This window comes from Acinetobacter sp. AOR43_HL, from assembly GCF_027854635.1.
Classification (GTDB): Bacteria; Pseudomonadota; Gammaproteobacteria; order Pseudomonadales; family Moraxellaceae; genus Acinetobacter; species Acinetobacter pittii.
On record NZ_JAKTHX010000040.1, the window covers coordinates 65,145 to 80,480 of the forward strand.

A 15,336-nucleotide genomic window follows, 5' to 3' on the forward strand; every position below is an offset into this window, starting at 1 on the left:
CCATGAATCAATCAGTACAACAATTAACTTCTTTAGACAAAATAGTTGATCCAATATCTGAACCTATTCATCGTGGCTTTAAAACCTACAACGCTAAATTTGATCCGTTGACAGATAAGATCGTAACTGGCAACGAACAATACGCACCAACCTACTGGGTTGCAACGGCTGGAACACCTCCCGATGATGATGGCCCATTACCAGGTGATACAGAGGCCGACATTGTCATTATTGGTGGCGGTTTTACTGGTCTTTCAACTGCGTTAACTCTTACAGAACAATTTGGCACTGCGCCATTAGTTCTTGAAGCAAATCGTAGTGCATGGGGTTGTACAAGCCGAAATGGTGGACAAGGTCAAAATGCTTCTGGTCGGTTATATCGTTCACAGTGGATCGAAAAATGGGGACTAGATATAGCCAAACGTTTAGATGCAGAAATCCGCGAAGGTTTTGATTATTTTAAACATCTGGTAACTGGTATTGAATGTGATGCACAAGATGGTGGGCATTTATATATTGCTCATCGTGCAAAAAAACTGGCGTTTTTAGAAAACGAAGGCAAAGTCATGAAAGATGTGTTTGGTTATAACACTCGTATGCTAAGCCGCGAACAACTTCACGAAGAATTTGTTGGAGACCAAGAAGCTGCCGGTGCGTTACTCGAACCTGATGGTATTGGTGTACATCCTTTAAAATTGGCTTTTGGATATTTAAAAAGAGCGCGTGCTGCCGGCGCGAAAGTACATACCTCAAGTCCTGTATTAGATTGGGAAACACGTAATGGTATTCACTATCTACGTACCCCCCATGGCACGGTCAAAGCTAAACGAGTCGCTGTAGCAACAGGTGGTTATACACCTAATGGTTTGCATCCAAGCTTGTCTGGCAAAATCATGCCAATTTTATCTAATTCTATTGTCACCCGTCCGTTAACAGCTGCTGAGCTTAAAGAAGCAGGCCTACATAGTACAACGTTCATTACAGATACTCGCACTTTACGCCATTATTACCGCTTATTGCCTGATGGTTCAGTACAGTGTGGCAGCAGAAGTGCTTTAACAGGAGCCGATGCAAATAACCCTGTACATCTAGAGCGTTTAAAAGAAGGACTCTATCGCAAATTCCCAAGCTTGCGTGGTATACCAATTGCATATTCATGGTGGGGTTGGGTCGATGTCAGTCATGACATGATGCCACGAATTGTACAGCCTAATCCTGATGAAACTATCTATTATGCAATTGGCTATGGCGGCAATGGTGTATCTTTTTCAGCAATGGCAGGACGTCGTCTTGCAGAACGAGTAATGGGCATTCAACGCCCACAATTTGATCTACCTATTTATCAGTCACCATTACCTTCACATTTATTTCGACCTTTTAGACGGTTGGGGCAAGCCTTGTTGTACCGCTGGTATTACTTAAAAGACGAAATGCTTTAAGTGTTATTCAACGATCAGCCTAACGATACGGTTATAAAAATTATGAGGGGAGTTAGCCATGTATGATTCAGATTCAAACCAAGATTTAAAAAGTAGCTTGAAGCCACGCCATGTCCAGATGATGGCACTTGGTGGTGTCATTGGTATGGGGCTATTTGTCGGTAGCTCAGTAGTGATTCAATCTGCCGGCCCTGCAGCCATTCTTTCATTTCTCATCACAGGTACCTTAATCATTTTAGTGATGCGTATGCTGGGGGAGTTAGCCACTGCTTCACCGGTAACAGGTTCCTTTTATGCTTATGCTCGCTACGCTTTTCAAGATTCACCATTTTTATCTCGCCTCGCTGGATTTATGACAGGCTGGATGTATTGGTATTTTTGGGTGATCGTGATTGCCCTTGAGGCAATTGTTGGGGCTAAACTTCTCGCTTACTGGTTACCTGATATTCCCCAATGGATCGTGAGTCTGGTTCTGCTCGTTCTATTAACCGCAACCAATTTGTTCTCTGTCAAATCTTTTGGTGAATTTGAATTTTGGTTTTCATCTATCAAGGTTGCAGCAATTGGGGTATTTATTTTCCTTTGTTCATTATATTTATTTGGTTTCTGGCCAAACCATCAAGCTTCAGGACTAGGTGAATTATTAAACCATGGTGGCTTTATGCCAAATGGTTGGGTTCCTGTGTTATCAGGTGCAGTTGCGGCTACTGGTTTTTATTTTGGTGCTGAAATCGTCACAATTGCTGCAGCAGAAACAAAAAATCCAGAGCAATCTGTTGCTAAGGCAACTCAATCTGTCATCACTCGTGTATTGCTCTTTTATGTTTGCTCAATCTTTTTAGTCGTATGCCTTGTGCCGTGGAGCAGCCCCGATATCGCAACACCTTATGTAAGTGCACTTAAAGTACTCAATATCCCTTTTGTTGCAGATATTATGAATGCTGTCATTTTAGTTGCGGTTCTGAGTTGTCTAAATTCAGGAGTTTATGCTGCAAGCCGTATGTTGTTTGCTTTAACCAAAAATGGTGATGCCCCTCGTGCCTTAACTAAATTGTCTAAAAATGGAGTCCCTGTTCGTGCCATCTTATTCAGCACACTATTTGGTTATATTTCCATTTTAGCTTCGTATTTTTCACCTGAGGGTATCTTTCCTTTCTTGGTCGAGTCCTATGGTACGGTAGCTTTATTTGTTTATATCATCATTGCCCTTTCTCAAATCCGTTTACGTCGTCACCTAGAACGTGTTGCCCCTGAACGAATTAAAGTTCGTATGTGGTGTTTCCCATACCTCAGTTATGTTGCCATTATTGGTATGGTTTGTATCTTTGCCGCAATGTCCCTCATTCCAAGTTTACAAAAAGCGTTCTGGTTCGGTATTGCTAGTGCTGCGATTTTATTCTGCATTTTTATGATTCGTGACTATGTGGAACTACTTAAATTACGTAATCAACATCCCAAGTTAGATACTCTCGTTCCTGCGAAGCATAACAAAATCTAACCTCCTCTCGTTTACACGACCTGTCTTTTAGATAGGTCGTAAATCTCTTTTCAGGAATAAGCACATGTTGTTGAAAGATAAACTCGCTGCTTTTGCAGTGGTGTTCATCTGGGGTATTAACTTTTATTTTATGAAAGTTGGTGTGAGTGAAATTAGCCCCATGATGTTGGGATGTTTACGCTATATTTTAGTTCTAATCCCCGCTCTACTTTTTATTCGTATTCCACAAGTCGGATGGAAATGGCTCTTGGCATATGGGTTTATTAGCAACTTTTCTCAATTTGCCTTTATGTTTAGTGCTATTGCCACAGGTATGCCTACTGGGCTAGTTGCTTTAGTTGTGCAATCACAAGCCTTTTTTACAGTGATGATTGCTGTATTTCTTCTTAAGGAGCAAGCATCTTGGAATCAATGGCTAGCAATCGTTATCGCATCATTAGGACTATTACTGATTGCATTAGGTCAACAGCATAGTCATATCCCTTTATTAGGCTTGATACTCGTTTTATGTTCAGCATTCTCTTGGGCATGTGGAAATATTGTTATAAAACGAATGGGGTCCATTAATCCAATCGGGTTAGTCGTTTGGGGAAATATTCTTACTCCTCTTTGGTTTTTATTATTCGCTATCCAAGATACAGGTTGGCAAGGTGTCGTTGTAGACTGGCACGCCTTAACATGGCGTGGTTTGGGAGCTGCTGCTTTCTTAGCTTATTTCGCAACTATTATTGGATATGGTTTATGGATTTATTTGCTGACACGTTATCCAGCAGCCAAGATTAGCCCACTTTCGTTATGGGTTCCTGTTATTAGTATGATTTTTGCCAATATTTTTTTAGATGAACATTTAAATAACTGGCAATGGCTTGGTTCTGTTGTTGTGATGCTAGGTTTAATGGTTCATCTACTTGGACAAAAAATCAAAACGCATTTGATTGGAAAAAAGCCACTTCACCCCTGATACAATATATTCGTACAAAAACCAATCTCATCTCTACAACAGCTATATATCGTCATTATCTTAATTTTAAGCTTACCTCAATAAAGGCCTAAGAAAAACTTAGGCCTTTATTCTCCAAATAGCTCAAGAATGATCTGAAGCATTCGTATTAAGATTTAAATTTTTAGGGTTTGTATGATGCGTATCTACTACAAAGCTTTTATCACAAGGCATAAATGACGTCGATATAATTGCGACTACAGCCATACTTCCAATATAAAGCATAATTAGATATGGATTACCCTGCCCGACACTCAACAATTTAGTAGCAATCATCGGTGCCAAACCACCACCTAATACACCAGCCAACTGTACCGAAATCGAGATTCCGCTATATCGAATTTCTGCCGGAAATTGACGGGCAAAAAGCTGAGCTTGTGGTGCGTACATAATTGGGAACACAACGCCAATTGCTAAAACAATTGCTGTCCACACTAATACCGGATCTTTTGTATTGAGCATGGTAAAAAATGGATAGCAGTAAAGCGCCAGTATGCATAGGCCAAACATAAACATATTGCGTTGGCCGACTTTATCTGACAAATGTCCACATAACGGCGTCATAAATAAAATCACGGCTGCGCCGCAAATGGTGGCAAATAAAATGTCTTGGCGTGGAATTCCAAGTTGTGCAGTGGTATAAGCCAATGTAAATGTTGAGGCAATATAGAACCATGCATTCTCGGCAGCGCGAGCCAAAATAATAGTGATGAGTTGCTTTGGATGGTTTTTAAAAACCTGTAAAGCAGGAACTTTGACTTCTTCAGACTGTTGTTTTACTTTTTCGAAATCTGGTGACTCTGGCACTTTTACACGAATATACCAACCCACTGCCAGTAAAATAATACTGGCAAGAAATGGTAAACGCCAACCCCAGCTAAACAGTGCTTCTTCAGGTAATAACGACACCAGACCCAACGCGATTGAGGCTAGCATTAAGCCACCACCTGTACTAGCTTGAGGCAAGCTTCCCCAAAACCCTTTACCACCTTCGGGAGCATGTTCAACAGCCATCAGTACAGCACCGCCCCATTCGCCGCCCATTGCCATCCCTTGAATAAATCGTAAGACAACCAAACCAATCGCAGCCCAATATCCAATTGATTCATAAGTCGGTAATAAGCCAATCAGTACGGTTGGGATCCCCATGAGCATCAAGGTCAGTAGCAACATCGATTTACGGCCAATCTTGTCACCAAAATGACCAAAGACTAAGCCGCCTAATGGTCTTCCAATAAATCCAACGGCATAGGTGGCAAATGCAGCAAGCACGCCGGTAAGTGCATCCAGATTTGGGAAAAATAGCTTATTAAAAATGAGCGCCGCCGCCGCACCGTAAATAAAAAAGTCATACCACTCAATGGTGGTGCCGACCATGCTAGAGATACCTGCTAATCGATGTGACGACTTTTTAGTATTTGAACCGTTTCCATGTATTGATTGCATCGTAATATCCTTTTTAGATTTTCTTGTTTTATCTTTTTTATGCTTATGACCAGCCCTGACCATAAGCATTTTCAGGTCTCGCTTTATCTCCTTAAGCTTTTTATGTTTTTCTAATACGGTTTAGCTCAATTTTTCTAAAATTGGCTCAAATTTCGAATTACGTTCTTGCCACTGTGGTTGTTTGTCTTTATCAACAATGAGAGCGCGGACACCTTCAATAAAGTCACCATGCTCAAACCAGATATCCTGTAAATCACGTTCAAGCTGCATGCACTGAGGTAAAGAGAGACCTCGACCTAAATGTTGCAGTTTTAAACTGGTTTGTTTGGCAATAAATGAGCGCTGCTGCAAAATGCTGAGCATCTTGCTTGCCCAAGTCTTTAAGCTTTCATCTTTTTCATTTTCAAGACTTTGCTCGATTTCATCTAAATGCTGATATCCGAAGTGTTTACGGATACCTTCCGCCAATTGTTTGAGTTCACTTTCAGCAGGACGAGTAATAAATCGGGTAATGATGCGTTCAATTCCCTCTTTGCTTAAACTTGGCGCGTCAACGAGAGCATCTTGCAAAGCTTGTAACTGCTCGCTTGGCACATGGTAGTCAATTAAATCGAGGTAAAGCGCATCACTACTGCTGATCTGCTCACCCGTAATGGCCATATAAACACCAATATCATCAAGGCGAGACAGGAAATGAGTTGCACCAACATCTGGGAAAAAGCCAATCGCTGTTTCAGGCATGGCAAATCTGGATTTTTCACTGCTCACCACAATGTGGCAAGCCTGAGCCAAGCCAAAACCACCACCTAATACATAGCCATCAAGCACAACAATGATTGGCTTTTCATATTCACGTAGTATATTTAGCATTTTATATTCGGCACTAAAGTAGCCTTTGTAATCGGCCGTGCCATTTTTATAACTGTCATAGAGATAGCGGATATCTCCACCTGCACAGAAGGCTTTTGGGCTATTTGACTTAATTAACACTGCCTGAACAGCAGCATCATTTCGCCACAGTTCCAATTGGGTGCCAATACTTTTAATCATATCTAGCGACAATGCGTTGAGATGAGTCACACGGTCTAAGGTAATCATGCCCAACTTACCTTGTTGCTCAATCATTAAGTGATTTTCTGTATTCATTTTATTGATCTCTTATTGATTTTTAAAATTTGCCTTTCGTTTTTCAACGAATGCCTGCATTCCTTCTTTTTGGTCAAATGTTGCAAATATTGAATGGAACATACGTCTTTCAAAACGTAAGCCTTCAGTGAGGTTCACCTCAAAAGCGCGGTTAATAGTTTCTTTAAGCATCATGTTTGCAGTTAAAGAGCGTGCTGCGATTTTTTCAGCGGCTTGCAAGGTTTGTTCAAGTAATTCTTCTTTAGTAAACACACGTGCAACTAAACCACTTTGCTCTGCTTCTACAGCACCCATTTGACGAGCGGTAAGGCACATTTCCATTGCTTTGGCTTTACCAATCGCATGGGTTAAGCGTTGTGTGCCACCAATACCCGGAATCACCCCTAAAGTGATTTCGGGTAAACCAAACTTGGCGTTATCAGCACAATAAATAAAATCACACATCAGCGCCAACTCACAGCCACCACCCAATGCATAGCCACTCACCGCTGCAATTAGAGGTTTACGGCGCTGTGCAATACGGTCTGCAAGATGAAAAAAGTCATCTAAATAAATATCAGGAAATGCCAAATCAGCCATTTCTTTAATGTCAGCTCCTGCGGCAAAAGCTTTTTCTGAGCCTGCCAATACGATGCAGCCAATTTCACGATCTTTTTCGAGCTGATCTAATGCCTGATTAATTTCACTAATTAATTCACTGTTTAAGGCATTGAGCGCTTGAGGGCGATTTAATGTAATCAGTCCAACCCCATTACGCTTTTCTAATAAAATACTTTGCCACTGCATTATTTATTCCTTGTTCTGATTTTATAGACTACGTGCAATCACTAAACGCTGGATATCACTCGTGCCTTCGTAAATTTGACAAATACGCGCATCACGGTAAATACGTTCAATTGGGAAGTCTCTGAGATAGCCATAGCCACCAAACACTTGTAGTGCGCTCGAACACACGCGTTCAGTCATTTCTGAAGCAAATAACTTAGCCATTGAAGCTTCATTGAGACACGGTTGACCTGCTTCTTTTAAACGCGCAGCGTAGTGAACTAGTTGTCTCGCTGCTTCAATTTCAGTTGCCATACTAGCAAGGCGAAACGCGATGGTTTGATGCTCAAAAATTGGTTTTCCAAAAGTAATACGCTCTTTGGCATAGCGAGTCGCTTCTTCGAGCGCTGCACGTGCTAGACCGACTGCTTGTGCAGCAATACCAATACGTCCACCTTCTAAATTGGCAAGAGCGATTTTCAAACCCTCACCTTCTTTGCCAAGCATGAGGCTTTTATGAATGCGCACATCGGTCAGCGCAATCTGACACGTATCTGAAGCATGCAAACCTAGTTTTTCTTCAACACGAATCACTTCATAGCCCGGTGTTTCACGTGGGACTAAAAATGCACTAATACCCTTTTTACCCGCGCTCGGATCAGTCACTGCAAACACAATAATGACACCCGCATTATCACCCGAGGTAATAAACTGCTTGGCACCATTTAAAATGTAATCGTCGCCATCTTTCACCGCTCGGGTTTTAATGGCTCCCGCATCTGAGCCAGTATGTGGTTCAGTTAAAGCAAAAGCGCCGATCATTTCACCTTGCGCCAAAGGTTTTAAAAAACGCTCTTTTTGCTCGTCGGTACCAAATTTTAAAATAGGCACACAGCCAACCGAGTTATGTACACTCATGATGGTTGAGGTTGCGCCATCTGCTGCCGCAACTTCTTCAAGCGCCAGTACATAGGCTAAGTTACCCGTGTCTGAACCGCCCCATTGCTCTGAAACAAGCATACCCATAAAACCGAGTTGCCCCATTTGAGCCAAGGTTTCTTTCGGGAATGTCCCGTCTCGATCCCAATCGCTGGCATTAGGCTTAATTTGTTCTTGGGCGAAACTTTTCGCCATATCACGAATGAGTAATTGTTCTTCGGTAAATTGCATTGTTATTTCCTTTACCCTGCTTTAGCTTGTTGTTTAGCAATTTCTTGATTACGCAATAAAAAGCGCTGAATTTTACCACTTGGAGTTTTAGGTAATTCACTGACAAATTCAACTAAACGTGGGTACGCATGTGCAGAAAGCCGTTTTTTTACAAATTGACTGAGTTGTTCAGCAAGTGTATCGGAAGGTTGAGTATCCGCAGCTAAAATTACGAAGGCCTTAACCACTTCGGTACGGTCCGGATCAGGTACACCAATCACTGCTGCTTCAATTACAGCGTCGTGTTCAAGCAAAGCACTTTCTACATCGAAAGGTCCAATACGATAACCCGATGTAGTGATTACATCATCACTACGACCAACAAAGCTCATGCTGCCATCGGCATGTAACTCGGCAGTGTCGCCAGTTAAATAGTAATGACCAACGAAAGGCGATTTTCGGCTTTCTTTATAGCCGCCGAACCACATCATTGGAGACTGGCTAATGTCGACTGCTAAAATTCCCGGTGTGTCTGGCGGAAGTTCTTCACCTTGTTCATTGACAATCGCAACGCGATAGCCCGGACTTGGAAAGCCAGCGGAACCAGCATGAATTTCATGTTTTAAACCATGATGATTACACACCACCATGCCCACTTCAGTTTGTCCGTAATGGTCATAAATCGGAGCATCAAGCACTTGTTTAAACCAACGTATTACTTCTGGATTCAGTGGTTCGCCTGCACTGCTCACTACACGGAACTGCCCTTTTAACGGCGTCATTTGTGCTGGATCAGCCGCCATCATCATACGGTAAGCCGTTGGTGCACCTGCCAAGTTGTTAACTTTATAATCTTTCACAATTTGGCATAAGCTATCTGTGCTGAAACCACCTTCATAAAACAAAGTAGCGTGACCCAAGAATAACGGCCCAGTAATCGCATAGTACAGACCATACGCCCAACCCGGATCGGCAATATTCCAAAACGAATCTTCTTCGGTTAAACCAATGGCATCTTGCATATATCGACCAAAGGCAATTAGTGCTTTTAATGGCACTTCCAATGGTTTAGCTGGCCCTGTAGTGCCTGAAGTAAACATGAGCAAGAAAGGATCTTGGATGCTACGCATAACCAAATCACATTGATCAGACTGCTGTTTTACTTCATTCCAAAAGTTAAAATCGCCTGCTTTAAGGGGAGTACCTTGTGCATCGGCCACCGTCACAATTGCAGGGCAATTTTCAATTTCATCAAGCTTGCTACGGTTGCCCGTATCGGTCACCACCAGCTTACTTTGTGCAAGCTGAATACGGTGCTCAATCGCTTTTGGGCCAAATGCAGTAAATAGTGGTTGATAGACAGCACCAATTCGCCAAGCTGCAAAAATAGTCACGATCAATTCGGGTGTTCTTGGTAATAGACCTGAAATACGGTCGCCTGCTTTTACACCATGTGATTTTAAAAAGTTGGCAAACTGACTCGACCACTCTTTTAATTCACGGAAAGTATATTGCTCTTTTCGTCCGTCTTTTCCTTGCCAATACAGCGCAATTTTGTCGCCATCTGCGTGTCGATCACAGCATTCATAACAAGCATTTAAGGCATCAAGTGAACCTGATAACATCTGTTTTGCAGTGCTTTCCAAATCGAAAGTCTGTGCAGCATTTTGATAATCCATCATATCTTTTCCCTCAGTCCGGATTTGTTGTTATTCACGACAGGGTTTAATGTGTTTAAAGCCATCCTTTGGCTTTACCGTTATGCCTCTTGTGGCAGGTATTGCTGAATAATGCTCGAAAAGTCGAGATTGGCATTACCACGCATGCACATTTGCTGATACAGCTGTTGCACCATGCCACCTAATACAACTGGTTGTTTGACTTGGCCCGCGGCCTCTACTGCAAGACCCAAATCTTTTAGCATCAGCTGAGTTGCAAAGCCGTCCTGGTAACCTCGAGATGCTGGCGCATTTTCATTAATATGCGGCCATGGGTTACACACATCCGAACTCCAGCAACGACCGCTTGAGGTGTTAATGACGCCTGCTAATGCTTGTGGGTCGATGCCCAGCTTTACACCGAGTGCCATACCTTCAGCAACAGCAGCCATTGAAATACCTAAAATCAGGTTATTACAGATTTTGGCAATTTGACCTGCACCGACATCACCACAATGAACAATATTTTTGCCCATGTGACTGAGCACAGGTTTCACTTCGTTAAAGGTTTGCTCATCGGCACCCACCATGAACGTTAGAGTTCCGGCTTGAGCACCAATGGTTCCACCTGAAACTGGTGCATCACAGATTTTAATATTTTTACCATGCGCAACAGCAGCAATGTCTTTAATGGTTTGTGGGTCAATGGTACTACTATCAATGCATAAGCTACCTGCTTTTAGCACTTCCAATACACCATTTTCACCCAAGTAAACTTCTTTAACATGCTTGGCCGCAGGCAACATGCTAATGACCACATCAGCTTGTTTCGCTGCAGCCTGTGGGCTATCGCAGACCACACCACCTGCTTCGGCGAAGTGCTGAATAGCAACTTCACTGAGGTCATAACCATAAACTTTGATTCCGGCTTTCAGTAGGTTATGGGCCATTTTGCCGCCCATATTGCCTAGACCGATAAAGGCGATATTCATCCGTGATCCCCTTAACGTAAACTAATAGTTGTATTTACACCGCCAACTTCATGGCTATCTTCAAACCAGCGACTGGTAATGGTTTTGGTTTGGGTATAGAACTGCACAGCCTGTTTGCCGTATGGTCCCAAATCACCCAGTTTTGAACCTCTTGAACCTGTAAAGCTAAAGAAAGGCACTGGCACAGGAATTGGAATATTGATACCGACTTGGCCAATATCAATGAGGTTTTGGAAAGTACGTGCAATCGCACCGCTTTGTGTAAATAGACCTACACCGTTACCAAATGGATTGGCGTTGATAAGCGCAATCGCTTCATCAAGTGTGTCGACACAAATAATTGAAAGAACTGGACCAAAGATTTCTTCTTTATAAATACGCATGTCGGTATTTACGCCACTAAAAATCGTTGCACCTACAAAGTTGCCCGCTTCATAGCCTTGTACTTGAACATCGCGACCATCGAGTAGTAACTCTGCACCTTGCTCAACACCGCTATTAATTAAGTCGAGTACTCGCGCTTTAGCACGTTTTGAAATGACAGGGCCAATATCAGTATTTGGCTCATGGCCTGCGTTTACTTTTAAGGTTTTCGCTTTTTCAACTAACTCTTGAATCCATTGTTTGCTGTCACCGACCATGACTGCAACCGACAATGCCATACAACGTTGCCCTGCTGCACCAAACGCTGCGCCGACTAGAGCATTTAAGGTTTGTTCTTTATTGGCATCAGGCATGACCACAACATGGTTTTTTGCACCCATCATCGACTGCACACGTTTACCATGTTGCCCTGCAAGGTTATAAACATGTGTTCCAACTGCTGTTGAACCTACAAATGAAATCGCTTTAATGTCTTTATGGGTACACAAACGGTCAACCACTTCTTTGCCACCATGCACAACGTTGAGCACACCTGCTGGAACGCCAGCTTGAATCGCAAGCTCAACCAGCATCATGGTTGATAATGGATCTTGTTCTGATGGTTTTAAAACAAATGTATTGCCGCACACGATTGCCATTGGGAACATCCAAAGTGGAATCATGGCTGGGAAATTAAACGGCGTAATACCCGCACATACACCCAAAGGTTGCTGCAAGGTATAAGTGTCTACACCACGCGCTACACCTTCAACATATTCACCCATTTGCAAAGTGCCGACCGAACAGGCATGTTCAACCACTTCTAAACCACGTTGAATATCACCTTCAGCATCTGCCAAGGTTTTGCCTTGTTCAGCCGTTAGTACTTGTGCAATTTCCTTCATGTTGGCACGGATTAAGTCTTGTAACTTAAGCATGATGCGCATACGTGCCTGAATTGGAGTCTGACGCCAAGAAGCAAAAGCATCTTGTGCAGCTTGAATAGCAGCGTCAACTTCTTTAACCGTTGCAAATGGTACGCGACCAATCACTTCCTGAGTCGCAGGATTAACAATATCTTGCCATTCCTGTGTTTCAGATTCGATAAAATTTCCGTTAATGAGTAATTTAGCGGTTTCCAATTCGATTTTTTGGATTGTGTTCATAACCTCTCCGTAGGCCATATTTTTATTGTGTTCAATTATTAGAAAATACTTATCTATGTATTTTCTTTATTCCAGTTTCAATTGAGACTAGCAAAGAAAACTTTGACCACCAACGGAAATTCATGCACGATTGTTGTGCAAATATGCACAAGGATGACAAAAAAAATGAAAGTGGATTGGGATCATCTACATTTTTTTCTGGTTTTAGCTCGGACTAAAACCTTAACCAATGCTGCGCGAATTATTGGTGTCGAGCACAGTACGGTTGCAAGACGGATTCAGGCCCTAGAACTTGCTTTGGGTACAACGCTGTTTAAGCGTGAAGCGACGGGTTATGAGCTGACACTCGAAGGGATGGCACTGGTTCCTCGAGTTGAGCAAATGGAACAAGCTTTCTTACAAATTGAAAAACCACATCAACCTTTGCAAGGTCGTGTGCGAATTGGCACACCGGAAGGTTTTGGTACTGCGTTTTTAGCACGCTTACTGGCTGAGTTCTCGATTCAATACCCACTGCTCACCATCGACCTAATTCCAGTGCCAAAAATGATTAAGCTTTCACACCGTGAGGCAGATATTGTGGTATCAATTGATCGTCCTACGTCTGGCCCTTACATCATTACGCGATTATCAGATTATTGTTTAAAAATTTATGGTAGCAAAAACTATCTGACTCAAAACCCGCCTATCCGTGCCTTAGAAGATTTAACCCAACATCGCTTTGTGAACTATATTGATGATCTGGTGTATAGCCCTGAGTTGTATTGTCTAGAACGTTTACCTTTAAAGCTGAATGCTAACTTCCGTAGCAGCAGTATTTTGGCCCAACAAATTGCGGTGAGTGCTGGCGCAGGACTTGCGATTTTGCCCAAGTTTTTGGCAGATGATAAACCGGAACTTGAAGAAGTGTTAGAGCAACAAGTTCGCTTTACCCACACGTTTTGGATGCTGACCTTTGTTGATTTACAACATGAACCGCGCATTAAACTCGTCTGGGATTATCTACGCAAACAAGCTGACAAATATCAGCATTTGTTGGTTGATTAAAGAATCTAAATAAAAAAGCCAATCACGGATGATTGGCTTTTTTGAAATTAGCAATAATTAATCAAAAGTTTCTTGACCTAGTTTTTTCATGCGTGGTTTATAAAACACATGATAGCTAACGCCTAAAACAACTAGCCACAATGGACTAACATATACCGCTTTTAATGTATCTGGCTCTAGTGCCAAAATCACTAAAGTGAACAAGAAGAATGCAATGACAACATACGCCATCAACACCCCGCCTGGCATTTTAAAGGTCGATTTAGCATGTAACTCCGGACTCAACTTACGGTAACGTAAATAGCATGCCATGATCAGAAGCCATACACTAATAAACAGGATTACGCAGAGTGAACTTGCCAAAGTAAATGCTTCCATGGTGTTTGGAACAAAGTACTGAAGCACTGCCCCACCCATAATGAAAATACATGAGAAGATTAAACCGTTTGAAGGTACGGCACGTTTTGATAAACGCCCCAAAGCACTTGGCGCCTGACCATCTTTCGATAAACCGAACAGCATACGACTGGTTGAAAACACACCGCTGTTCATTGAAGACATCACTGAAGACAGTACAACTAAGTTCATGATGATGGCTGAAATCGGAATACCCGCATTTAAGAACAACTCAACAAATGGACTTTTATCTGCACGAATGTGATCCCAAGGTGTTACTGACATCACCACAAAGAGTGCCAACACATAGAATAGAATAATACGTACAGGAATCGCGTTAATCGCCTTCGGTAGATTTTTCTCTGGATCTTTCGTTTCAGCGGCTGTTGTACCAATCAATTCAACGCCAATAAAGGCAAACACGGCAATCTGGAAACCTGCCAAAAATCCGCTTACGCCTTTTGGAAATATGCCGCCATGCGACCACACATTACTTACACTCACAACCTCGCCATGCGGAGCTTGAAAATGAGTGAGGAGCATGTAACCCCCGACTCCAATCAGGCCAATAATGGCCAAAATCTTAATGAGTGCGAACCAGAATTCAACTTCACCAAATAGCTTAACGGTAAGAAGGTTAAGTCCTAAAATGAATAGTACACAACCTGAACTAATCATGGCTTGTTGCATAGGTGAGAAACTGGCGCCTTCGGGCAGCCAGAAACTTAAATAGTTAATGACCGCAGACAAATCAGCAATACCGACTAGTACCCAGCCTAACCAATAAGTCCAGCCTATATAATAGCCAGCCCATGGTCCGATCAAATCATAAGCCATATCGACAAATGATTTGTAATGTAAGTTGGCAAGCAGTAGTTCACCCAATGCACGCATCAGAAAAAAGAACATGCCACCAATTATCATATAGATAACGAGGATTGAAGGACCTGCGAGGGAGATGGTTTTGCCCGAGCCCATAAATAAGCCGGTTCCAATTGCACCGCCAATTGCAATCATTTGTAGATGGCGATTATTTAATTTCCGTTGTAAATGATCAGGGGAGCTTGCCTCATCAGAATGATGAACCATTGTCATATTAGAAGTCCTTTTTATATTTTGCTTAACTTAAATCAGCAACCTATAGGGAGAAAAACGAACCGTATATCGTGGGTTGCTGAGTCTATACCTCAGGACAAGATGTTCAAGTATATTTTTTCCTTAATTGATAAATCGTTTGTCCTGATTTTTTTAAGTCACATTATTTATGTACT

Annotated in this window: 12 protein-coding genes; 4 read left to right on the plus strand and 8 right to left on the minus strand. The window is 42.3% G+C overall.

The window, feature by feature from the left end; all coding sequences use genetic code 11:
* Positions 1–2 precede the first annotated feature (2 nt).
* The 3 genes from MKL33_RS20130 to MKL33_RS20140 all read left to right on the plus strand — a co-directional run bounded on the left by MKL33_RS20130 (position 3) and on the right by MKL33_RS20140 (position 3,898).
* Positions 3–1,439, plus strand: coding sequence for an NAD(P)/FAD-dependent oxidoreductase (locus MKL33_RS20130; protein WP_002118046.1), 1,437 nt, complete (start codon positions 3–5; stop codon positions 1,437–1,439).
* Between the two features lie 58 nt (positions 1,440–1,497).
* A complete protein-coding gene (locus MKL33_RS20135) occupies positions 1,498–2,937 on the plus strand; it encodes an amino acid permease (protein WP_005071933.1) in 1,440 nt (479 codons plus the stop codon).
* A 64-nt stretch (positions 2,938–3,001) separates the two neighbouring features.
* Entirely contained in the window at positions 3,002–3,898 is an 897-nt protein-coding gene (locus MKL33_RS20140; protein ID WP_005071928.1) for an EamA family transporter, read from the plus strand.
* A gap of 123 nt (positions 3,899–4,021) precedes the next feature.
* Here MKL33_RS20140 and MKL33_RS20145 read toward each other — a convergent pair whose 3' ends face one another.
* The 7 genes from MKL33_RS20145 to MKL33_RS20175 form a co-directional block, all read right to left on the minus strand.
* Entirely contained in the window at positions 4,022–5,383 is a 1,362-nt protein-coding gene (locus tag MKL33_RS20145; RefSeq protein ID WP_002118019.1) for an MFS transporter, read from the minus strand.
* 120 nt (positions 5,384–5,503) lie between these two features.
* Positions 5,504–6,529: an enoyl-CoA hydratase/isomerase family protein gene (locus MKL33_RS20150; protein ID WP_002118072.1), complete on the minus strand. Its 1,026-nt coding sequence runs from the start codon at positions 6,527–6,529 to the stop codon at positions 5,504–5,506.
* 12 nt (positions 6,530–6,541) lie between these two features.
* Positions 6,542–7,315: an enoyl-CoA hydratase gene (locus MKL33_RS20155; RefSeq protein WP_002118081.1), complete on the minus strand. Its 774-nt coding sequence runs from the start codon at positions 7,313–7,315 to the stop codon at positions 6,542–6,544.
* A gap of 21 nt (positions 7,316–7,336) precedes the next feature.
* Positions 7,337–8,464, minus strand: coding sequence for an acyl-CoA dehydrogenase family protein (locus MKL33_RS20160; protein WP_068930296.1), 1,128 nt, complete (start codon positions 8,462–8,464; stop codon positions 7,337–7,339).
* Between the two features lie 11 nt (positions 8,465–8,475).
* Positions 8,476–10,125, minus strand: a complete 1,650-nt coding sequence (locus MKL33_RS20165; RefSeq protein WP_270907612.1) for an AMP-binding protein — start codon at positions 10,123–10,125, stop codon at positions 8,476–8,478.
* A gap of 77 nt (positions 10,126–10,202) precedes the next feature.
* Entirely contained in the window at positions 10,203–11,093 is an 891-nt protein-coding gene (gene mmsB, locus MKL33_RS20170; RefSeq protein ID WP_161283063.1) for a 3-hydroxyisobutyrate dehydrogenase, read from the minus strand.
* 11 nt (positions 11,094–11,104) lie between these two features.
* Positions 11,105–12,622 (minus strand): CoA-acylating methylmalonate-semialdehyde dehydrogenase, encoded by a 1,518-nt coding sequence (locus MKL33_RS20175; RefSeq protein ID WP_032063986.1) that lies wholly within the window; start codon positions 12,620–12,622, stop codon positions 11,105–11,107.
* 165 nt (positions 12,623–12,787) lie between these two features.
* Here MKL33_RS20175 and MKL33_RS20180 point away from each other — a divergent pair, with 165 nt between their 5' ends.
* Entirely contained in the window at positions 12,788–13,669 is an 882-nt protein-coding gene (locus MKL33_RS20180; RefSeq protein ID WP_017387402.1) for a LysR family transcriptional regulator, read from the plus strand.
* Between the two features lie 57 nt (positions 13,670–13,726).
* Here the strand turns inward: MKL33_RS20180 and MKL33_RS20185 are convergent, their stop codons facing one another.
* Entirely contained in the window at positions 13,727–15,160 is a 1,434-nt protein-coding gene (locus MKL33_RS20185; protein ID WP_009387486.1) for an amino acid permease, read from the minus strand.
* Positions 15,161–15,336 lie beyond the last annotated feature (176 nt).

Coding starts and splice junctions, on each gene's coding strand:
- MKL33_RS20175 (WP_032063986.1), bottom strand. CDS start 12,622: ATGAACACAATCCAAAAAATCGAATTGGAAACCGCTAAATTACTCATT.
- MKL33_RS20130 (WP_002118046.1), top strand. CDS start 3: ATGAATCAATCAGTACAACAATTAACTTCTTTAGACAAAATAGTTGAT.
- MKL33_RS20135 (WP_005071933.1), top strand. CDS start 1,498: ATGTATGATTCAGATTCAAACCAAGATTTAAAAAGTAGCTTGAAGCCA.
- MKL33_RS20180 (WP_017387402.1), top strand. CDS start 12,788: ATGAAAGTGGATTGGGATCATCTACATTTTTTTCTGGTTTTAGCTCGG.
- MKL33_RS20155 (WP_002118081.1), bottom strand. CDS start 7,315: ATGCAGTGGCAAAGTATTTTATTAGAAAAGCGTAATGGGGTTGGACTG.
- MKL33_RS20150 (WP_002118072.1), bottom strand. CDS start 6,529: ATGAATACAGAAAATCACTTAATGATTGAGCAACAAGGTAAGTTGGGC.
- mmsB (WP_161283063.1), bottom strand. CDS start 11,093: ATGAATATCGCCTTTATCGGTCTAGGCAATATGGGCGGCAAAATGGCC.
- MKL33_RS20185 (WP_009387486.1), bottom strand. CDS start 15,160: ATGACAATGGTTCATCATTCTGATGAGGCAAGCTCCCCTGATCATTTA.
- MKL33_RS20160 (WP_068930296.1), bottom strand. CDS start 8,464: ATGCAATTTACCGAAGAACAATTACTCATTCGTGATATGGCGAAAAGT.
- MKL33_RS20165 (WP_270907612.1), bottom strand. CDS start 10,125: ATGATGGATTATCAAAATGCTGCACAGACTTTCGATTTGGAAAGCACT.
- MKL33_RS20145 (WP_002118019.1), bottom strand. CDS start 5,383: ATGCAATCAATACATGGAAACGGTTCAAATACTAAAAAGTCGTCACAT.
- MKL33_RS20140 (WP_005071928.1), top strand. CDS start 3,002: ATGTTGTTGAAAGATAAACTCGCTGCTTTTGCAGTGGTGTTCATCTGG.